This window comes from Allobosea sp. 2KB_26, assembly GCF_052115715.1.
In the GTDB taxonomy this organism is placed as follows: domain Bacteria; phylum Pseudomonadota; class Alphaproteobacteria; order Rhizobiales; family Beijerinckiaceae; genus Allobosea.
In genome coordinates this window covers 20,230-40,460 of record NZ_JBFRHE010000014.1, presented here as the reverse complement: position 1 = coordinate 40,460, position 20,231 = coordinate 20,230, and the positions used below count along the sequence as shown (strand labels likewise).

The 20,231-nt window shown below is 61.9% G+C and carries 20 protein-coding genes and 4 pseudogenes; 13 read left to right on the top strand and 11 right to left on the bottom strand.

The features are described 5' to 3' along the window. Positions 1-110: 110 nt before the first annotated feature. Positions 111-317 (bottom strand): hypothetical protein, encoded by a 207-nt coding sequence (locus AB4099_RS27430; protein WP_441480389.1) that lies wholly within the window; start codon positions 315-317, stop codon positions 111-113. A 678-nt stretch (positions 318-995) separates the two neighbouring features. Here AB4099_RS27430 and AB4099_RS27425 point away from each other — a divergent pair. The 3 genes from AB4099_RS27425 to rnk all read left to right on the top strand — a co-directional run bounded on the left by AB4099_RS27425 (position 996) and on the right by rnk (position 2,908). Then, a complete protein-coding gene (locus AB4099_RS27425; protein WP_441480388.1) occupies positions 996-1,541 on the top strand; it encodes a GreA/GreB family elongation factor in 546 nt (181 codons plus the stop codon). Positions 1,542-1,713: 172 nt separating this feature from the next. After that, the gene (locus AB4099_RS27420; protein WP_441480387.1) at positions 1,714-2,022 is read left to right on the top strand and encodes a hypothetical protein; all 309 of its coding nucleotides are present in this window, start codon (positions 1,714-1,716) and stop codon (positions 2,020-2,022) included. 457 nt (positions 2,023-2,479) lie between these two features. After that, positions 2,480-2,908: a nucleoside diphosphate kinase regulator gene (rnk, locus tag AB4099_RS27415; RefSeq protein WP_441480386.1), complete on the top strand. Its 429-nt coding sequence runs from the start codon at positions 2,480-2,482 to the stop codon at positions 2,906-2,908. A 50-nt stretch (positions 2,909-2,958) separates the two neighbouring features. Here rnk and AB4099_RS27410 read toward each other — a convergent pair. Further along, positions 2,959-3,431: pseudogene (locus AB4099_RS27410) on the bottom strand (transposase); the annotation flags it as partial. Positions 3,432-3,643: 212 nt separating this feature from the next. Next, entirely contained in the window at positions 3,644-4,075 is a 432-nt protein-coding gene (locus tag AB4099_RS27405; RefSeq protein WP_441480385.1) for a GreA/GreB family elongation factor, read from the bottom strand. A 700-nt stretch (positions 4,076-4,775) separates the two neighbouring features. Between AB4099_RS27405 and AB4099_RS27400 the strand changes: the two genes are divergently transcribed. After that, positions 4,776-5,873, top strand: a complete 1,098-nt coding sequence (locus tag AB4099_RS27400) for a carboxynorspermidine decarboxylase (protein WP_441480384.1) — start codon at positions 4,776-4,778, stop codon at positions 5,871-5,873. Positions 5,874-5,914: 41 nt separating this feature from the next. Continuing rightward, positions 5,915-7,210, top strand: coding sequence for a saccharopine dehydrogenase family protein (locus AB4099_RS27395; protein WP_441480383.1), 1,296 nt, complete (start codon positions 5,915-5,917; stop codon positions 7,208-7,210). 1,284 nt (positions 7,211-8,494) lie between these two features. Here the strand turns inward: AB4099_RS27395 and AB4099_RS27390 are convergent. The 3 genes from AB4099_RS27390 to AB4099_RS27380 form a co-directional block, all read right to left on the bottom strand. Then, positions 8,495-8,680, bottom strand: a complete 186-nt coding sequence (locus tag AB4099_RS27390) for a hypothetical protein (RefSeq protein WP_441480382.1) — start codon at positions 8,678-8,680, stop codon at positions 8,495-8,497. A gap of 134 nt (positions 8,681-8,814) precedes the next feature. After that, positions 8,815-9,114 carry a helix-turn-helix domain-containing protein gene (locus AB4099_RS27385; RefSeq protein ID WP_441480381.1) on the bottom strand — a complete coding sequence of 100 codons (300 nt, stop codon included), beginning with the start codon at positions 9,112-9,114 and terminating at the stop codon, positions 8,815-8,817. Between the two features lie 472 nt (positions 9,115-9,586). Next, on the bottom strand, positions 9,587-10,552 hold the full coding sequence (locus AB4099_RS27380; RefSeq protein WP_441480380.1) for a mechanosensitive ion channel family protein: 966 nt from the start codon (positions 10,550-10,552) through the stop codon (positions 9,587-9,589). A 354-nt stretch (positions 10,553-10,906) separates the two neighbouring features. On the opposite strand from AB4099_RS27380, the pseudogene AB4099_RS27375 reads away from it, so the two are divergent. The 3 genes and pseudogenes from AB4099_RS27375 to AB4099_RS27365 all read left to right on the top strand — a co-directional run. After that, positions 10,907-11,263 (top strand): annotated as a pseudogene (locus AB4099_RS27375) (hypothetical protein); the annotation flags it as partial. Positions 11,264-11,345: 82 nt separating this feature from the next. Then, a pseudogene (locus AB4099_RS27370) lies at positions 11,346-11,477 on the top strand (SDR family oxidoreductase); the annotation flags it as partial. 661 nt (positions 11,478-12,138) lie between these two features. Beyond that, on the top strand, positions 12,139-12,597 hold the full coding sequence (locus AB4099_RS27365; RefSeq protein ID WP_441480379.1) for a hypothetical protein: 459 nt from the start codon (positions 12,139-12,141) through the stop codon (positions 12,595-12,597). Positions 12,598-13,103: 506 nt separating this feature from the next. Here AB4099_RS27365 and AB4099_RS27360 read toward each other — a convergent pair. After that, positions 13,104-13,406: pseudogene (locus tag AB4099_RS27360) on the bottom strand (transposase); the annotation flags it as partial. Positions 13,407-13,608: 202 nt separating this feature from the next. Between AB4099_RS27360 and AB4099_RS27355 the strand changes: the two are divergent. Both AB4099_RS27355 and AB4099_RS27350 read left to right on the top strand, forming a co-directional pair. Beyond that, positions 13,609-14,175 (top strand): hypothetical protein, encoded by a 567-nt coding sequence (locus AB4099_RS27355; protein ID WP_441480378.1) that lies wholly within the window; start codon positions 13,609-13,611, stop codon positions 14,173-14,175. 214 nt (positions 14,176-14,389) lie between these two features. After that, on the top strand, positions 14,390-14,662 hold the full coding sequence (locus tag AB4099_RS27350) for an HU family DNA-binding protein (RefSeq protein ID WP_441480377.1): 273 nt from the start codon (positions 14,390-14,392) through the stop codon (positions 14,660-14,662). Between the two features lie 153 nt (positions 14,663-14,815). Here AB4099_RS27350 and scpB read toward each other — a convergent pair whose 3' ends face one another. Both scpB and AB4099_RS27340 read right to left on the bottom strand, forming a co-directional pair. Then, positions 14,816-15,532, bottom strand: coding sequence for an SMC-Scp complex subunit ScpB (gene scpB / locus AB4099_RS27345; RefSeq protein WP_441480376.1), 717 nt, complete (start codon positions 15,530-15,532; stop codon positions 14,816-14,818). A 3-nt stretch (positions 15,533-15,535) separates the two neighbouring features. Continuing rightward, the gene (locus tag AB4099_RS27340; protein ID WP_441480375.1) at positions 15,536-16,492 is read right to left on the bottom strand and encodes a DUF1403 family protein; all 957 of its coding nucleotides are present in this window, start codon (positions 16,490-16,492) and stop codon (positions 15,536-15,538) included. 270 nt (positions 16,493-16,762) lie between these two features. Here AB4099_RS27340 and AB4099_RS27335 point away from each other — a divergent pair, with 270 nt between their 5' ends. The 3 genes from AB4099_RS27335 to AB4099_RS27325 all read left to right on the top strand — a co-directional run bounded on the left by AB4099_RS27335 (position 16,763) and on the right by AB4099_RS27325 (position 18,499). Continuing rightward, positions 16,763-17,014: a type II toxin-antitoxin system Phd/YefM family antitoxin gene (locus tag AB4099_RS27335; protein WP_441480374.1), complete on the top strand. Its 252-nt coding sequence runs from the start codon at positions 16,763-16,765 to the stop codon at positions 17,012-17,014. Continuing rightward, positions 17,014-17,418 (top strand): PIN domain-containing protein, encoded by a 405-nt coding sequence (locus tag AB4099_RS27330; RefSeq protein ID WP_441480373.1) that lies wholly within the window; start codon positions 17,014-17,016, stop codon positions 17,416-17,418. The genes AB4099_RS27335 and AB4099_RS27330 overlap by 1 nt, the downstream gene beginning before the upstream one ends. A gap of 61 nt (positions 17,419-17,479) precedes the next feature. Further along, entirely contained in the window at positions 17,480-18,499 is a 1,020-nt protein-coding gene (locus AB4099_RS27325; protein WP_441480462.1) for a tyrosine-type recombinase/integrase, read from the top strand. A 489-nt stretch (positions 18,500-18,988) separates the two neighbouring features. On the opposite strand, the gene AB4099_RS27320 is transcribed toward AB4099_RS27325, so the two are convergent. Then, the gene (locus AB4099_RS27320) at positions 18,989-19,507 is read right to left on the bottom strand and encodes an RES family NAD+ phosphorylase (protein WP_441480372.1); all 519 of its coding nucleotides are present in this window, start codon (positions 19,505-19,507) and stop codon (positions 18,989-18,991) included. Beyond that, positions 19,504-19,893: an MbcA/ParS/Xre antitoxin family protein gene (locus AB4099_RS27315; RefSeq protein ID WP_441480371.1), complete on the bottom strand. Its 390-nt coding sequence runs from the start codon at positions 19,891-19,893 to the stop codon at positions 19,504-19,506. Before AB4099_RS27315 ends, AB4099_RS27320 begins: the two co-directional genes overlap by 4 nt. Positions 19,894-20,231 lie beyond the last annotated feature (338 nt).

The following is a 20,231-nucleotide window of genomic DNA, read 5'->3' as shown; positions in this document are numbered from 1 at the left end:
GCCATTCGCCACCGTTCACGACCACCGGCCCTGCCGCTGTGGGCGGCTAGTTACGGAAAAGGTTATGTGGTTCGCAGCGCATTTGGGATTCGAGAGCTTTCTGGTCAGGATCACTTCTTCTCCGCGCCGACAGGCAGCAGGGTAGCACGCAAATTGTGAATTGGCTGGCCGCGACTTTCATGACCGTCCTTGATCACGCGACCTCCCATGATCGCTTCGATTGCGAGTCGATGCGGTTTCTCTCCATGGGAGCAACGTTGCGATAGTATATGGATCAGCACGTCCACCATACAGCGGACCAGCACTTCGTCGGCCATGACCTCGCTCCTCGGATGGTGACGCGCGACCTCGATAAACCCCGGATTTGCGACACCCTTTTAACAGGGCTTGGTTGGGCATGGTCGCAAGAACGATGCGCGGCACTCCAAGGTCTCATGACCGAGAGCCAGCGAGTCCGAGTCACTCCATTACTGCCGCTACGATCAGGGCGAACGCGGTGATCACGAAGACCAGCCTTAGTGCGCGTCCGCGTTAATCGCATTTCTGTCCTTCATAGAGTGAAAGGTAGTTACGAACCTGCCCTTCGCCAGCAGGCCCAGACATTGTGAGACGTCGTGCCACAGTTGCAGGACGGCCAACTGAACTGGATCGCCCGTTCAGAAGAATTCATCGAGGTGTAACGGGTTTAACGACTCAATTGAAAACGATTATCTCTTGGTTGATCTGCCGGTTTCTTCCGCACTTTCGGTTGTTAGGGCTGGTTGTGGATGATCTCAACCGTGCCGCAATCGGTTTCCTTGACTTCCCGGCTATGACATTCCACGTACATCTCATGGATCGAGTCCTTCACTCTTCTCTTCGAGCGGGTGTGCCACATCACGGGGAACTGAACCCGACCCGGCTGCGTCGCGGCCCGGTCCGGGCGGAGGCTAGAGCTCCAGCGTACCGGGTTGCGCGGGTCTCATAGAGCGGCAAGCAATTCGGACAATTCCGTCATGACTGCCTGCAAAATGCTGGTGGCAACCATGATTTGCACATTGAAACGATCCGTCACCCTGCTTCCTGAAGGCGACTATGTGCGGCTGCAAGCGCTGGCGGAGTTGCTCGCCGAGCAAATGCATCCGCTCGCGTCGACCCTTGTCCGCAAGCTGAGCCGCGCCGAGTGGCGTGAGGCGGAAGCTATCCCGGAGCAAACGGTCTTGCTGGATGGGTTCGTCACCTATCGTATCGGGGACTCGAGGCAGCCCGAACGTCGGCTGTTGATCGATCCCGCAGACGGAATGTGGGCGCCCGCGGAGCTATCCGTGATCACGCCTCTCGGCATCACGTTGCTCGGTCTCTCGGTGGGCGATCGAACCCCGATGATCGGGGCGGACGTTCGCGCGCCGCCATGGGTCGAAGTCGTGGCGGTCGACCCTGCGACGACGTCGGGGATCGTCCGAGGGCTGTTTCCCTCGAACCCGCCTGCGATGCGCTCGTCGTTGGCGGATCGCCCCCGATGGCCTAAGAACGCACGACGCCTCCCAGGCAAAGGAGAATGATGGAACTCTCCCCGCTACTGCTGATCCTCATTCTGCCTTTCGTAGGCAGTCTGGCCGTGGTCCTCTCTCCGGTGGCCTCCCCCGAACCGGTGACCTGGATCACCGGTCTCGCCTTGCTGGCCTGCCTGGCCGTGACCGTGTCCCTCTACCCATCCGTGAGCGGCGCAGGAGGATGGATGGCTTCGCCTGGATCTTTGCGGTCCTCGTCAGCGGTATCGGCCTCCTGGTCGTAGGGGTCTTCCTCATGGCGCGGCTGTGGCCGGTGCTCTCCGGTACGCCAGAATGGTTCATGATCCTGGGCATTGCGGGAATGACGCCATTCGTGCTCGGCGCGCACCACGGCACGGCTCTCCTCCTCGCCCCAAGCCGAGCCCACCTCGGGCGTCTTTTCATGGGCCTAGACTTGGATGGAGGGATAGCGGGCACTGAGGCGGCTTATCGCCCAAGTAACTGCTTTTCGTTGCGGCGCTTCGCCCCCTAGGCACGTGTTGCGCCTGCCCCCTTCCCCAATTGCGCCTTGCGCTGCACCGGTCCGCGTCCCTCCGGTCAGAAGCCTGCCAGGGCCGGGCGGTTGACGGCGCGATATCGGCGTCGCCCCCAAGCCGCCTTGCGGGGGCCTGCGCAGGCAGGGGTTGCGGCGTGTTGACGCGTGGATTATCGACAACGTGACAATGCCGGCAACCATGTGATTTGACAATTCGCGCGCCGCGACTAAGTATTCACGTATAATGGCGCGCTTCTCTTACTTCCGTCGCGGCCTGCATCGGGCAGGCAAGCTGATCGCGGGCAACTAACCCCGGTTTCGTCGCTTCGCGCGCCTCGGGTTCGCAGCAAGCCACCGGCGCCATAGCCCGGAACCGCGCCGTTCGAACGCGCGGGCATTCCATCAACACGCGAAGCCTGCATGGCTCGCAGTCGTCCAGAACAGGATAATCGAAATGACCAGCCAGACTTCCGGCGGGGCCAAGCCCCGTATCACGCTGACCGCCGTCGATCATGAGAAGCTCACTCAGCTCGCCAACGCCGCGACCAACACCTTCCCCGATGTCGCAGCCGAGCTTTCGGACGAAGTGGCGCGCGCCCGCGTTCTCGCAAAGGGCAAGCAGCTTGCCGACACGGTGCGCATGGGCAGCGAGGTCGTGTACCACGACGAGGTGACGGGCAAGAAAACGACCGTGACCCTCGTCTTCCCGCCTGATGCCGATATCGCGCAGGGCAAGATCTCCATCCTGACGCCGATCGGCACGGCGCTGATCGGACTTTCCATCAGCCAGTCGATCAACTGGACCACGCGCGGCGGCGACGTGAAGCGCCTGACGGTTCAAGCCGTCCGCGATCCGGTGGAGCATGAGACGCAGCTGGCCTGAGCGCCGCGCCGCCTTGGAGAGCTGATTGCTGGAACTAGAGCGTCGGACGATTAATTGGACGCATATCCGGCGTGGCTGAAGAGGTTTCGGATTCTGCAGGGGTAACGGAGATCGCAGATGTTGCCGACGGCGCGCCAGAGCGCGTCGAATGTTCTTGCTGCGGCCTTTCGCTGATGGGCCTTGAGCTTGGCGAAGGCCATCTCGATCGGGTTGAGATCTGGGCTGTATGGCGGCAGGAAGAGGAGCCAGGCGCCCCTGTCGGCGAGGCACAGGGCCGCCCGCGCGCTTTTGTGGACGGCGAGATTGTCGAGGATGACGATGTCGCCCTTCGCCAGTGTGGGGGCGAGCTGGGTCTCGACATAGAGATCGAATGCGATCCGATCCATGGCCTTGTCGATGATCCATGGTGCGGTCAGGCGATGACAGCGCAGGCTGCGATGAAGCTCTGGGTTCGCCAATACCCGAAAGGAGCAGACGCGCGCAGTCTCTCTCCGCACGGGCTGCGGCCGCGCAGCCTGACCACGCCGATCCCCCGCTCGCTCAGCCCTGCCGGAATGCGCGGGCAGGCCATAGCCGGCATCGGCCAGCGCACAGCCAAACGCTCGCAGGCGGCGAGAACCCGGTCGATCTCCTCGAGCCGATCTCCGGCTTGGTCCGATAGGTCCGGCGATCCTCGAGAATGTGGGATGCAGTGTCGACAAAGAGGATCTGAAAGCCCTCATTCTCCGGCCCGGCCTACAGGTCGAACCGGCCAACCGCTCCGGGCTGAAAAACTACTTGGAGGAGAGTGTATCTGGCCATTTGCCCGGCTTCGTCTGGCCACTCGATACTCTCTCCTTCGGCGAGTCCGAGCAGCGCACTGCCCGTAGGGGCGAGGACTGAGGCGCGGCCGAGCTGCATGTCGGCGTCTGCGGGGGGAACCAAGGTGACCGCGGCGACATGCGCCCGACTGCCTCGGCCCTGGGTGCGATAGGTCACATGGGAATTGATCGTGGCGACGTGCCGCGAGATATCGGAAGGCGCAACCGCGCGCGCTTCCGTCAGTGCCTTCGAGAGCAGCACGATCGCCGGCGTCGCCGCAGGGCCCGCGAGCGTGGAGAGATGGATCATCTGGCGCAGCCGATCGCGATCGAGCGTCGTTACAGTGATCAAAGGCGCTTCAGTCATCGCAGAAATCCCGAGCGGTCGAGAGATCGGTAGCCTATACCTCGATCTCTGAATCAGTCAATATTTGTGCTATGAAGCAGTGCTACCGCTTTTGGCGCTAGATCAGGGAATAGCCTTTTTAATCTCTTTTTTCATCCGTATTCTATAAGCACGAATTCAAAAAATATAGGCTATTGATATTTCACACTATCCATCGTATAAAAGCAATATTGCCTGACGTAGGCTTCTTTTTCTGATTGGAGAGGATGACATGTTTCATCGCACCCTCTTCCAATTTGGGATGGTCGCAGCTCTGCTGAACGCCACCCAAAGGGAAGGTGTCTTTGCTGCGTGCGCCCTGGAAGTGCGCCTTGGGGCGATGCTCTCCGGGCTCCGGACGCCTCTCTCCCGCTTGTCGGCAATCGTTTTTACCCATCCGTTCCGAGTTGAGCGAAAAAGTCGCGGGAACAGCGCGAGAGCGCTGATCTCATGCGCGGGAACGATAGGTTCGCCCGCCGGATCATAATCGTCTCGGCTCATTGGGTCAGGCTCCCCGCGGCTGCGGTTTCGCGTGCGCGTTCCGCCTCGTCTCCCACGCGGCCCCAGCTCGCATCCGCCGCCCAGCTGAATGCGTGAGCGTTTGCGGGTCCCGGATGGCAACCACCTGCCCCTGAACGGTCCCCGCACAGGCATGCGGCGGATAGGAAGGAACCATGCATCGATGATCCAGACACCGTATTATGTGATCGACAAGAACGCCCTGCTGCGCAACCTGGAGACGATCCAGCGAGTGCGCGAAGCTTCCGGCGCGAAGGTTCTGCTCGCGCTCAAATGCTTCGCCACGTGGTCGCTCTTCGATCTCATGCGCGATTACATGGACGGCACGACGTCTTCCTCGCTCTACGAGGTGAAGCTCGGCCGCAAAAAATTTGGCGGGGAGACGCATGCCTATAGCGTCGCCTTCAGCGATCACGAGATCGATGACATCGTGGCCCATGCCGACAAGATCATCTTCAACTCGATCGGCCAGCTAGAGCGCTTCGCCGATAGGACCGCGGGGCTGGAGCGTGGACTGCGGCTCAATCCGCAGATCAGTTCATCCGGTTTCGATCTCGCCGATCCCACCCGCCCGCATAGCCGACTGGGTGAGTGGGATGGAGACAAGGTTGCTGCGATCATCGGGCAAATTGACGGCTTCATGATCCATAACAATTGCGAGAATGCCGATTTCTCCCTGTTCGATCGAATGCTGACGCAGATCGAGGGCAGGTTCGGCCCCCTGATAGAGCAGTTGGCCTGGGTCAGCCTTGGCGGGGGCATCCATTTCTCTGGAGACGACTATCCGCTCGAAGCGTTCTGCGAGCGGTTACTCGTCTTTTCGCAGCGCTACGGCGTGCAGGTCTATCTGGAGCCGGGCGAGGCCGCCGTGACGAAGAGCGCAACACTCGAGGTGACGGTCCTCGACACACTCAGCAATGGCAAGAACCTCGCCATCGTCGACAGCTCGATCGAGGCGCATATGCTCGACCTGCTGATCTACAGGCAAAGCGCCAAGATCACCCCGGACAGAGGTCCGCACAGCTACATGATCTGCGGGAAATCGTGCCTTGCGGGCGATATTTTCGGCGAGTTCCGCTTCGAGCGCGAGCTCAAGCCCGGAGACCGCATCTCGATCCAGGATGCGGCCGGCTACACCATGGTGAAGAAGAACTGGTTCAACGGCGTGCAGATGCCGTCGATCGCCGTGCGCGAGCGCGACGGCAGCCTGAAGCTCATCCGCGAATTCTCCTTCGAGGACTACCTGACAAGCCTGTCCTGAGGCTCGTCCCAACCAAGGAAAAGAAAGGGGCACCAGCCCAAATGAAAAAGAACGTTCTGATAATCGGTGCAGGTGGCGTGGCACATGTGGTCGCCCACAAATGCGCCCAGCACAACGATGTGCTCGGGGACATTCACATCGCTTCGCGAACCATCGGGAAATGCGAAGCGATCATTCGCTCCGTGCACGAGAAAGGAAGCCTGAAGACCGGAGGTCGGCTGGTCCCCCACGCGCTGGACGCGATGAATGTGGCGCGGACCGCCGAGCTGATCCGCAAGACCGACTGTCAGATCGTCATCAATGTCGGCTCGGCCTTCGTCAACATGTCGGTGCTGACCGCCTGCCTCGCCACGGGTACGGCCTATATCGACACGGCGATCCATGAGGATCCGCTGAAGGTCTGCGAGATGCCGCCATGGTACGGCAACTACGAATGGAAGCGCCGTGAGGATTGTCGAGGCGCACGCGTGACCGCCATTCTCGGCGCGGGCTTCGATCCCGGCGTGGTCAACGCCTATGCGGCGTTGGCGCGCGACGAGTATTTCGACAAGATCGAATCGATCGATATAGTCGACGTGAACGCCGGCGACCACGGCCGCTATTTTGCGACCAACTTCGATCCCGAAATCAACTTCCGCGAGTTTACGGGGCAGGTCTGGTCCTGGCAGAAGCGGCAATGGACCTCGAACCGCATGTTCGAGACGCGTAAGGAGTGGGACCTGCCCGTGGTCGGCAAGAGGACGACCTACCTGACCGGACATGATGAGGTGCATTCGCTGTCGCGGAACCTCGACGTGCCTAACATCCGGTTCTGGATGGGCTTCGGCGAGCGCTACATTACCGTATTCAATGTGTTGAAGAACCTCGGTTTGCTGTCGGAGCAGCCGGTCCGAACGGCCGAGGGCCAAGAGGTCGTTCCACTAAAGCTGCTGAAGGCCGTCCTGGCGGATCCCTCCTCGCTGGCCCCGGACTATGTCGGTAAGACCTGCATCGGAGACGTGGTAAAGGGCATCAAGGACGGCAAGGCGCGGGAAGTCTTCATCTACAATGTCGCCGATCACGCAGAAGCCTATGAAGAGGTCGGCAGCCAGGCGATCTCCTACACCGCTGGCGTGCCGGCGGCTGCCGCCGCGATCCTGATCGCCCGTGGCGATTGGGACGTCGGGACGATGGCGAATGTCGAAGAGCTGCCGCCACGCCCGTTCCTTGGCCTTCTCGATCGGATGGGGCTGTCCACCCGGATCAAGGATGTATTCGGCGACAGGCTGCTTAATTTTGACGTGCCGAAGCGCGGTACAAGGGAAATGGCCCGGGTCGAGGCTGCTCCTGCCGATTGAACGCGCAGGCGTTCAGCGGCGGCGATCAACGGAACGGGGAAGCGGTCGATCTCGCGCTTTCCCGTTCCGGCCGGTCGTGCCACCGCCGAGATCGCGGCTCAGCTTCTGCCGATCGCGGCACGGCCTGAGGCAGTCCCGAGGGCGCCACCGGGCGCGTCCTCGATGCAACGGTTCAGCCTTGGAACCGGCGTGAAACACGACGGGCAACGGATGGCAGCCAACGGAATTCTCTGATGGCAGCGGTCGCAGGTGACGCTTCCGCACCGGACGGACACGGCTACAACTCCCCAAGCAGCGAACTCTGTTCGCGCGATGCCACAACGATTTCTGTTTGTGCGGGAGACCCGAAATGGGAAGATACGCTGACCTTATTCAGGTCGTCGCATTCCTGTCCCCGGTAAAGCCATGCGTATTCTGGAACAACATCTCTCAATCTGCAAAATATGCAGGAATAATATTCAGATAGATTGTGATCGCAGCATATTTAAGAGGGGTAGATAAAAATTTTCCCTGAATTTGACTTTCTGTCGGCAACGTCCGATGCTCTCCTTATGTCGAGGAGCAAACTCTCCGCCGGGGTTTTCTGTACCCCCTCTCAGCACGCACGCCCCTAGCCCTGGTTCGATGCGCTGGCCTTGGGCTGTCGCGCGATCGGGCCAGGGAAAACCATCGAGCCCGCATTCGGTCCCGCCACGGGGGATGCGCGGCATTTCCAATGATTTCTCCGTCAACACGCCATTCAGGGCATCGCGACTTCGCCGCGCGCCAAGGCACAACTGTGCGCCGGATGAACTGGATGGCTCCTGGTCCGAAGGATCTGTCAAAATGACCAAGCAGAAGCGCAACGGAAACCGAGAGGCAAAGAAGCCAAAAAAGCCGAAACCTCTGAAGCAAGCCGCGACATCTATTGCCGACCTCGCAAAACAGTCGGTTGGCAAGAAGTAGGCGGGAAACGAGGGTTTCACTTGAAACTCGCATGATGAGCACGAGGCGCGGGTCGGTCATGGGTTCATGGCCGGCCCGCGCCGTCTCAAGGCTTCGCTTGCGGTCACGCCATGTATCTCTCAGTTGCCGACCGGCGCGCGGCCGGCGAGGCTATCGGTGGACAGGAGCCCGTACAGGTCTCGGGTGCTCGAGCCTGTTTGAGATTTCATACAGCCCTCATCCTGAGGAGCCATTCCGGGAGGGATGGCGTCTCGAAGAATGCTTCAGGAGGCGCCGGAGATCACTGGAGCATCCTTCGAGACACTGCTGCGCAGTTCCTCAGGATGAGGGATGCCCTTCTCAAGCGGGCTCTTGAGCCGCATCGGTGATGCCGCCGTGTACGACATCGATCTCGACAAGAGCATCGCCCACCTTGTCGTCGTGGATGAGCACCGCCAGATCGAGGGAGATCAATCGTTCGGCCACTCCTGGTACGAGCGCAGGATAAGGCTCACGCTTCACGCGTTTGAGCGCCGTTCTGCTCATCCCCGGCGAGATCGTCCCAACAGCCGCTATTACAGCCACTCTCCCGCCGCGGCGATAATCAGCCACAGCGCCGGCACAGGATTGCCCAGCGGCGGTCTGTCGTTGTCATTCATCAGCTCGGATGCCCCCGGAGTTCATGGAACGGCATCCGTTCCGACGATGCCACCTTCATTTTCCAAGATGCCAATCCGCTTGACCTCGGAGCGGTTGAGTTTCAGCCGCACACCGACACCTCCGCCGTTCTCGTCGATAAAGGCGGCGCCGGCATTCTCGAGTGCTGTTTGGAGCGTTCTGCAGACGTCTTCGTCGGGGACGCTGATCCTGCGTTCGAATTCCTCGATGACTACGGAATCCACGTTCGAATTGGTGGCGAGCTTTTCGCGGGTCCATTCAATCAGCGCGCGGGCTGCCCGGCACTGCCCACCAGTGATCATCGTGAATCTCCCTTTGCCGAAACGATCGCTACTGACCATGAAGCCAAAGCGCCGCCGAACTCCACAAAAGCCGGCCGCAACGGCTCAGGGTCTAGCAGCGCACATGAAACCCAAAAAGTGAAGAGCAATGGCGTGCTGTGGGATGCAGGGTAGCGAAGCCGTTTGACGATATTGTGCGATGGGCGCTCGTGGAAGGCTCCACAGTCATGACAGGCGCACTGGCCGACGGCGCTGGCGAAATTTTCCATAGTTCGAGCCTCAGGCACCGCGGACCCGATCGGATTGCACCGGCCGGCCTCGAATCGACTGACGACGCCCCGGCTCATCCGCAAGATCGAGCCGAGCCTGCGTGGGGGCGGCGCCGGGATCAGCGCTTTATCGATGCATATGTGCAGCGCCGCGCCATCCTGGCCTGAACAGAACGCCCGTAGCTGTCCGCCTATGGGCCGGACTCGCGATCTCAGCACGAGCATTATCCGGCCGTGGCGTCGCCCGTCATCGCACCGGATTGACCATCGGAGTCCTTCGCTGCCTGCGCCCCGTCGCCTTCTGCCCCGCCGGCGAGCAGCCGGAGCCTGGTGAGCGGAAGCGGTAGGGCGCGAGCCCGCAAAGCGGCATCGATCTCGGACAAGACCGCATCGCGGCAATCGACGTCATCGGCGAAGGTCGGCACCCAGAAGCGGACATGATAGCGGATGCCCTCGGCATCGTAGGATAAAACCCTGACGTCCGGGCGCGGCGACGCGACGATGATCGACGGTTTGGCCGCGGCCTCGGCCAGAAGGGCCTTGGCATCCGCGACCGAGATTTCGTGATCGAGCACCACCTGCACCTTGGCGCGATATTTTCGCCTCGGGGCACTGTAGTTGATCAGCGTCTGGCGCGCGATCTGGCTATTAGGGAGGATCATATAGGTGTCGTCCCGCGTCAGCAGCCGAGTCGTGCGCCACCCGATCTCGATCACCCTTCCTCTCGTGGCGTCGTCGATCGCGACCCAGTCGCCGATCCGGTAAGGCGCCTCGATGCCGACCGCGATGCCGGAGAAGACATCCGCCAACGCATTGCGGAGAGCGAAGCCCAGGAGTGCGATCACGAGCCCGGAGCCGGCAAGCGCTCCACTCAGCGATTGCCCGATCACCAGCATCAGTGCGGCGACCCCAGCTGCGATGAAGAGCCCCGCGGTCACGAGCTCGAGCAGAAGCTTCGGGACCTGGCGCTTCCTGGGTCCGCTGCGCTCAAGCGCCAGACCAGCCAGGCGTCCACCAAGCCAGGCAGCCGAAAAATAGCTCGCGCTGCCGGACAGGATCCGGATTGTCCTGGCCTCCATGCCCAGTTGGAACGCATCGAGCGCCGGCTGATGCAGCACATACAAGGCGATACTCGCCATAGCGCTCAGCAGCGGCCAGATCGTGCGCTGATAGGCGTGCGTCTGACTCATGACTCGCCCGTCCAATGGCGCTTCGATGCTTGCGCGCCCGGGATGCTGAACAACCAATCCCCCCCACTCGGCGGTTTGCCATGTGTGGCGGCCTGGAGTGGCCAGAGGCAATAGACGCAGCATAGCGCTGGTTGGGGGGCCCCCCACTCAAAATGGCCGCAGCGCAGTATTTGGAATCCACTCGTCATTCGTCATATCTCCACGCGCGCAAGATCATCGCGCGCTCACACAGAAAGCTGGCTTGGGAAGGAAAATTTGGAGCGTGGGCTTGTTCGAAATCTAGATTTTCTATATATATTTTATTTTAAGCAATGAGATCGAAAATAATTCCTGCAAAGTTTGAAAATCAAATGTATGAATCTGGCTTGTTTAGTATACGAATCTGTTGAATTTAAGATTAACACATTTTTAATCGTATATTATTTACTTAATTTTTCCATAACTGAAATATACGATCTCTATCACTATGGGATGCGATCAGTTTTCAGCGAAGAATTTCTCCGCGATTTTTCAGTTGGCCGGCGACCTTGTCGCCACTCGGAGAGCGTCGCTGATCGCCGCGAGCGGCGGCGGCAGCATCGTCAACATCGCGTCTCATGCGGCGTTCTCGGGCCATTCGGACCCAGCCTACTCCGCCAGAAAATGGGGCCTGCGCGGGCTGAGAGGTCGGCGGCAATGGAGTTCGCTAACAAGGGCATTCGAGTGAACACCGTCTGTCCGGGTCACATCGTGACCGACCTCAACCGCGGCGGACCGCACCTGCAACCCATGATAGGATTGACGCCGATCCGGGGAGGTGGAGGAGGTGGCGCAACTCGTCCTTTACCTGGTCTCGGATGCTGCGCGCTTTGTAACCGGCGAGGATTTCATCATCGACGGCGGCTTCATCGCGGGCGCTGCCTTTCGTGTGGCAGTCGAAACCTAAAATACGGTTTTCTTCGCCGCGGCTTTGCCCCCCTGATCGCCGGATCATTCCTCCGGAGAGCCGTCAGCACAACGGCGCCACCGAAGTCGGCGTCACCAGCTCAAGCGGCCAAGTCAGAATAGGGCGGAGCACGGCATCGAGATCACGCCGCATCTGATCCTTGGCAGCCGGGAGGCGGTCAAGGAGGCCGTAGCGTCCGGGATCGGCATTGGAATCGTGCTCGACCGCGAGCGCGGCTTCGACCCCCGGCTGTGCGCGCGCTGACGGTCCGCGACTTCAATGTCATGGCCGGAGTACCTGGTCACGCGCCGGGAGACCCGCAGCCTGGGAAGCGTCGGCGCGTTCACGCCATTGCGCTCACGGCCTTCAAGGGAACGGCCGATCATCGCTCTTAAACATGACGAATTCGACCTTGGTATATCAATCTTCACCGGGACGAACCCGCGTATCTCGAATATTCAATCGCTTCAGGAGCCCGCCACCAATTTGATTGGGTGAGTCACCCAATAGGATGAAAGGAGAGCCACCAACACGTGGGTCCCTCCATTCCACGGGCAGGGCAACTCTCGTTCATAGGACGTAGGTCTAGCGAAAGGCGCGCCCTTTAGCCCCTTCCCGAAACACCTGTTAGTCCGCACACTCGCCAAAGGGGGAGACTTGGATGCGCGCACTTGTGGCTGGCGGGATGATGCTCGTCGCGGGCCAAGCCGCCGCTTCTAATTTTGGTGTGACCGTCAAGACGTTTGTCGCCCGCATTGTCGCGCGCCCCGAGCTTGGCCTTCAGGACCGCGGTTGCAATCCTGAATATTGCTCCATGTCGGATGGGTCGGAAAAGCGTTGGCTGTACACCAAGCGTGACCGAAAAAACGTGGTCACCCAGGTTATGTTCGAACTTCCACTTCCTGCAAGCGTCTGGTCGGATAGCGCTGAGATCCTTGATCTGGTCCAGTTCAGTCTATTGATCCCGTCTCTTGGCAGGATCGCTGGCGCAGAAATCACCAGGACGGCCAAGAGACTTTCCGGGGCAGGAATATCCATTCGCGGCCCAGCAATCGTCTGCTCGGCGATGGTGCAGAAAAACAAGCCGGAGAATATTCTGGGCCACTGCAGTCCAAACTAGCATCGACCCTGTCGTAGCCGTGAGGCAGGGTCAGGCAATATTTCGATGGAAGGGGTTAGATTTTGGCCACATCCGAGGAGTCATCGAGGCCGGCCGCCGTCGACTATGGGGCAGCTACGATAGCCTTCGACGGCGTCGGCGGCCTCCTGCACGGGAACGGCCTCTACAGCATCGTTTTGATTACCAGTCGCCCCACCGTGATGCGCGACCAGACCGTCCCCATCGTCCCGGTCGTTTCGTGCCAGCTTCAGAGTAGCCGTGAAGGGCTCCTATCCCTCAAGAAGGCAATCGACGACTTGCTCTTGGCCACCTCCGCGCCTCACGGTCAGGCGCAGTGACCCAGTGCGCTCCCTCTGCTGATCCGGCTCGGCCAACTCACCCTGCCGATGTGGAAAAATGGGAGCCGCTTCTAATCTTACTGCGTCATAAATTGCGTGTCTGTCGCTAAGCGTCCATGGGACTTGTGCAGCATGGACATCGTTGCAGACGGTTGGCCATGGCCACGGTCAGGCGTCGCCTGAGGGTCGGGATCGAGGTCGGGACATGCCGCTCGGGTCGGACCGGGAGGATCCCCGCGGTCGATAACCGTCGGGAAGTTGTTTAGCGGCCCTGGGCGCGAGCTGGAGCTGAGGGGGGAATCGTCTCCTCAGAGCGACCAGGAAGCCGTAGGCGGCGATACAGAGACTGGCGTGGTGGTGGAAACCCCGCCAACCTCGGCCTTCGTAGTGACCCAGGCCCAGCTCCTGCTTGAGCTCCTGATGGTCTCGCTCGATCCGCCAGCGCAGCTTGGCGGTGTCGACCAGCTGGGTCGAAGGGACTTCAGCGACTGCTGCCGGATGAAGCATTGCAGATCGTTCCGCGCGGATACGGTTCCATGCAAAATGCCACATCCAGCCCTCGAACTTGATCCGATCAGGGTCAAGAGGCGGGACTTCCGCTGACTGTGAATTTAGCCCACAGGGCCATGGCGGACGTTGCAACCTTCTGGCACGCTGCCGTCGGAGGATGCCCATGGTCGCGACATCATGCCTGCGCACACTCGCCGACACGGATGAACCTGTCGCTGCCCCCTCGCACGAGGGCCTACCACCGGCGGGGACGGTCTACGCTTTTCGAACCAGGCCCTATTCCACGTTCGCACCGGCGGAGACCGGGCGATACTCTACGTTCAAGGTCATCGGCTCCAACCAGAAACACGTCGCCATCGCCGTATTGGACGGCGTGTGGGAAGAAGTCCCGACGCTGATGCAGGCCGAACAGGCGCAAATCCTCAAGGAACATCGATTTGCCCACAACGGACGTTTGGCCGTGTTCGGCGTAATTGCAGATTGGTGGGAGCCCTCGGAACTTAATGCCGTGACTTTTCTTGGCAAAATCGGCGTCCGAACCCCTGAAGCAGTACTCGCTGCGAAGATCGCCAGTTCAGCGATCGGTACGAGGTATTCAACTCTTCGCACGATAAATTATGCAGCCGAGGGTGAATGGCGCTGGCGCAATGACCGCGGAGCTCTCTTGGCGGAGGCGAAACTCAGTGCTGCGATGCCGCGGCACGGTCCCCCCTCCGGCGCTGGCGCATAATCCGAAGCACCGAAGCTTCCGCCTCCAAAAATGCAGAGCTATTTCTTGCAGCTTTTCTCTATTGTAGTCTCTAAATCATCCATGGAACGACAAGGTCTTGGCTAAGGCGAACGTTTAGAGCCACCGACACACGTCACCAGGGGCCGGCTTTCCTCCTCTTGCATATCGGTATCGCCGGACTATGTCGGGATTCCCGAACTTAGATGGATTTCCGATGACTAAGAACGAACTCATTGCAGCCATTGCCGAAGAGACCAATAAGTCGAAGGCTGATGTCGGAGCGATCCTCACCTCTCTGGCCGCTGTCGTATCGAAGACGCTCAACGAAGGTCACGATGTCACTCTAGGCGGGATCGGCAAGCTCTCCGCGGCGAAACGCGATGCTCGTCAAGCCCGCAACCCCTCGACTGGGGCGATGATCGAAGTTCCGGCCAAAACGGTCGTGAAATTCAAAGTTGCCAAGGACCTCGCTGACACCGTTGCTTGAGATAGCACACTCCCCGCTCGGTCTAGCGGGGCGGGGAGTGACCTTGGGCGATCGTGGCTTGGTACCTAACGTTAGATTCGATCCACTCGGCGGATCTTCGCGCGGTGTGAACTTGGCTCGGGGCGTTGCAGTCGGTAGGCGAACGGTCCCAGTTCAGAGCCGAGGCTCAGTTCCACCCGCCGGGTCCGGGTCATCAAAGGGGAGGCCGTCGCGTTCCGCGTCGCCCTCCCCCTCGTCACCTCGACCCGTCGGAATCGCCTCCGCCAGGAGCGTGTCCTTCGAGAGCAGGCCGGCATCCTCGAGCTTTTCCAGGTCCGGCAGGTCGCGCAGGCTGGCGAGACCGAACACCGACAGGAACTGGTCCGTCGTCACATAAGTATAGGGCGCCCCCGGCTCCGGGCTGCGCGGCCCGGCCGTGATCACGCCAGCGCGCTTCAACACCGCAACGGTATCGCGGCTCATCTCCTTGCCAAAGACCTTGCCGAGCTCGCTGCGGGTGATTGGCTGCAGATAGGCGATCCCGGACAAAAACAGCATCTCGGTCTGTGACAGGCCGGCGGCCGCTTGTGGCGCTCCCGAAACCGCCCGCACTGCCGGCGCAAAGGCGCCGCGCGTCCGGTGCTGCCAGCCCCCGGCGACAGCGACCAGATCGTAGGGGCGGCCGCGCAGCTCCTCGCGGATGTCGGCGATGATCAGATCGATCGCGCAGTCGCGACCGACCAGCTGCGCCAGCATGTCGCGCGAGACCGGCTCGGGGGCGGCAAAGATCACCGCCTCGACCCGGCCCATCCATTCGCGCCAGCGCAATTCAGGCGGCAGCTCGGCCAGTTCGGTGTCGAGCGCAATTTCGGGTTTGGGACGCCGTGTCATGGCTCACAGCCCATAGAGGCGAAAGGTCGGCCGGCCCGACAATTCGCGGACAGCGCCGAGCGAGACGAGCCGGTCGAACAGACGGCGCAGGCCGCGATCCGAGATGCCGCCAATCTCAACCGAGCCCGCCAACGCATCCTCGTTGAGCAAGGCTGCGATCACCGCCCCCGCCCCTTTCGCGCGCAGTTTGGGCGCCGCGGCATGGAGGATTTCGGCTCGGCGCGCCAGCTCGCCGGCCAGATCGATCGCGCGACCCGCCGCTTGCGCATAGGCCAGGGCGAGCGCCGGCTGCCAGCCCTCCCCGCCCGGGCGCGGACGTTTTCCGGTCGTGCCGACCCGCGCGGCAGGATCGAGGATCATCATCGCCAGAAGCGGCACCGGCACCGGCCATCTGAACTTTTGGGCGAGCACGGCGTCGGCCAACCAGAGCGCCAAGACCTCGGCATCCGGGCGCACCTTGACGACGCGCTCACTCAGCTCGACCACGGCGACGATCGCCGCCCGGGTCGAACGGGCCGCTTCGGACGCCAACTCGGCAAGCGCCGCGAGCTCTGTCGCACTCAGGGCCAAACCAAAGCCGGCGGCGGCCCGTGCGATCGCGTCGTGCGACAGATCCGGTGAGCGGGCAACGAGTTGGCGCCAGACCAGCAGGACACGCCCGGCCGGACCCGGGTCGTCGCCGGCCCGGCGCAGCAGCTGGACGTCGCGCAGTCGGTTTTGATCCTCGCGGCGGCCGAGCAGGCGCAGGCTCGCGGCCGCGGCCTGCAGCGCCAGGCGCTGCCGGAACACTCCGCTCCAGGCCGGGATGTCACGCGCGATTGGATCCAGTGCCGCGAGGCTGGCGCCGGCCTGAAAGGCCGCATCAAGCTCCTGATAGCTTTGGAATTTAGTCCGCACCCAGCCGGGAACCGGATTGACGGTCGAGGGTGGCAGGATCAGGGGCGCGACGCGGCGAAGCATGCCAACAGCATAGCCAGATGCGGCGCTTTGTGCTATAGCTTTACCGCCTAAGCGCCGCGCATGTCATGGCATTAAAATGAACGATAATGTTGCATTATCGTTCATTCCTGCCATCATCCGAGAGTGCTAACTCTGGCTTGTGGGAACGCCCGACCGACCTCCGAGACGAAACCACCGAGCGTCCGCTCCGGTCGTCCGGTCGGCGATCACATTGCACATGGTTAACGACGGGCCTATCAAGCTAGCCTGTCTAGCTAGGAGATTCGCGCGATGGAGTGGCCGTTGCAGGATGCCAAGAACCACTTTTCGAAGGTGGTCCAGCGCGCGCGCAGCGAAGGCCCGCAGGTCGTGACGCTGCGGGGCGAAGCGGCGGCGGTCGTCCTCTCCACACAAGCCTATGAGGCGCTGCGTGCGGCACGGCCGACACTCGTCGATGATTTGGTGGCCGCGCCGCTCTGGGACGAAGCGCTTGCGCGAGGGCTCACACCCGCGCGCGGGACGGCCGGTCGCGAGGCCGTCTGATGTACCTTCTCAGCACCGATTTCGTTGCCGAGGTTCGCATGGGATCACCGCCGGCGGTCGCTTGGCTGCGCGCCATCTACCCCTTGGGCGTCTATCTGAGCGTGATCACGCTTGGTGAGCTCGGCCGGGCCATCGCCGCACACCGGCCGCGCGAACCCGACCAAGCGGCCCAGCTCAGCGAATGGCTGCGCAAGCTCCGCCATGACCATCACGATCGAATCCTGCCGGTCTGCGATCGCGTCGCGGCCGCGTGGGGCCGGATCCCCTCCCCTGCCCCCGATGCCGTAGCGGACGCGCTACTTGCGGCGACGGCGATCGTGCATGACATGATCGTGGTCAGCCGCCGGTCAGACCAGTTCGAGACGATGGGCGCCTCGGTCGTAAATCCCTGGGACGTCCGTTGATGGGGGCGCGGTCATGAGCAGCGAGACGGGGTCATCCGGAACAATCACCCCGTCACCTCCCATGGCGCCCGATGTCGCTGCGCAAAGTGTCCTCTCACCGCAGCTCGAGGATCTTGCCGATCGGGCCCGCCGCTATGTCGAAGCGGCCAGCTCGCCCAATACACGTCGCGCCTATGCCTCGGACTGGAAGCAATTTGCTGGCTGGTGCCGTCGCCAGGGCATTTCGGCTGTGGAGCCCGATCCCCAGGTCATCGGGCTCTACATCACCGCCCTTGCCTCCGGCACCGCCAGTGGCGATCGGCGGCCGTCAACGGTGAGCACGATCGAACGCCGCCTCTCCGCCTTGGCCTGGACCTACGCTCAGCGCGGTCCCCCCCTCGACCGGCAGGATCGCCATATTGCGACCGTGCTCGCCGGGATTCGAAACACCCACGGTCGTCCGCCAGTCCAGAAAGAGGCAGTGCTGCCGGAAGACGTGATTGCGATGCTGGAGACGCTCGATCGCGGTAGCCTGCGTGGCCTGCGCGACCGCGCCATGCTGCTGCTTGGCTTCGCCGGAGGTCTCCGGCGCTCGGAGATCGTCGGCCTCGATGTTGGTCCGGACCACAGCGAGGACGGCCGGGGTTGGGTCGAGATCCTCGACATGGGCATGGTCGTGACGTTGCGTAGCAAGAACGGCTGGCGCGAGGTTGAGATCGGCCGCGGCTCGTCGGACACGACCTGCCCCATCGCCGCGCTGCAAACCTGGCTCAGGTTCGCCAGGATCGCACACGGGCCGCTGTTTCGCCGCGTGACGGGCCAGGGCCAGGACGTCGGTCCTGAGCGCCTCCTTGATCAGGAGGTGGCGCGTCTCGTCAAGCGCACGGCCCTGGCTGCCGGCGTGCGGGGCGACCTTCCTGAAGGGCAACGGGCCGAGAAGTTTTCCGGTCACTCGCTCCGGGCCGGACTCGCGTCCTCGGCCGAAGTCGACGAGCGCTATGTCCAGAAGCAACTTGGTCACGCCAGTGCCGAAATGACGCGGCGCTATCAGCGCCGCCGCGATCGCTTCCGGGTCAATCTCACCAAGGCAGCGGGCCTTTAGAGCTTAGCCTCGGGCCCGGAGCGACATTCTGCTTGGAACGGTCGGCCGACGGGGCTGAGGGCTGAGTGTATCTGCGACTTTCAACGTCGCTAAAACACAGGGGCGGACATAGTCCCGCATGTCAGCGCGCCAGCGTTCCGTCATCAGCTCCCAGCGCAGCTGATGCTGACGTCGGACCGTCTCATGAAGAGCCTTCGCTGCCGCTTCGACAGCGAGTTCAACGCGATTCGTCATCACCCCACGCCCCTCGTCTACGCATCCCCGACCGCGATGCTATGGGCAATGCAAGCTAAGCGAAACGGGCGGATCGCCCATTCAGCCCACAATTCACTGCGCAACAGCTTGGGAGCCACGCTGCACCTTGCGGCTCAGCCAACCCGGTCATGCCCCGCCCGTGATCAGCGCCGGCGCGATCGGTTCAGTGTGAACCTGCCCAAGGCCGCCGGGTTATAGCCGCCAACGTCCCCTCCCCTTCTGCCCGATCGGAGGTCAGCGCCACGACAGCTGATCCTTCGGAAGCCGACCGCTGGGATCGAAGACCGTCACCTTGTGCGGCAGATCCGGTCCCCAGCGCCAGAGCACGAGGTTGAGATCATCCGCTTCGGCGCCTGGTGCGAAGCTTGGCACACGCAGACCGGCGATCCCCCGCGCTTTGAGCCGATCATGGACCGACCACGAAGCCGGCCGGTCGCCCTCGGCAAGAGCTCCTGCCCAGGCACAGGCCAACTCATCGCGCTCGACCGCATGCTCTCTCCTGCCCTGCTCCGTCGTCAGGTCAGCGATATCCTCACAATCGATCTCACAAGAACACAACACACAGGGGTCGATGCGATGCGCAAAACCCTGGTTGGCCTCCTTGATTGCGGTCATGATGCTCAAGCCGAGATACAGCGCAGGGACCCCCTTTGGGTTGAAGCGGGCGCCCCTGATCGCCGCACCTTCCCCCGACAGCGGCTTGAAAGCCCAGCGCGGATCATGTGCCCGGTAGCAGGTGCCGACAAACCTCACGCAAAGCCGCCAAGCGCCATGTGGTCGAGATAGTCCCGAACGGCCGCAGCCTTGCCCTCCTTGACCAGTGCCTCGGCGGTTCGTCCGCCGAAGGCCGGCAGGGGCTGGGCCCGATACCAGGCCATCGCCTGCTCCTTGCCACCCGCCCATTCCGAGACGCGGCTGATGATTTCGAGCATCTCGCGGAGCCGGCCCTGGGTCCGTTGCGCACCGCTCCGCTCGGCTCGGTAAAGCGTCTCGCGAGCGAGACCCGCGGTTTCGGCGAGCTGGGTCTTGGACATGCCGAAGCCGTCCGCCAGCTGAGTGATCGCAATCCTGCCGGCCCGGTCCATATAGGACAGGATCAGGGATTCGCTCTGCAGCGGAGCCTTCACAGCTTGAGCCATTCTGCCTCCTTTGCCACATCCAGGCGCACATCCATCTGTCAGAATATATGGCATTCATCGCCCAGTTTCAACCTCAACACGTCGAGGCCGAACTTACGCTCCTGGCAGGCCCAGCACCCGAGACCATCGCCAGCTTGGCTCGAATCTGTCGCACTAAGATCCGATCCGACCATACAAAGAGCCGCCGCCATCCCGGCCCGCTGATGGCTGCAGATCTCGGCCATTCCCCTCCGAGCTGATCGCTCTCGCCGAACCAAGCCGCAAAGTGTTCAGCCGTTCGACCGGAATGGCGTGCGCGGCGGCACATTCAAGCTGCTGTGCGAGGAAAGCATCCCCGA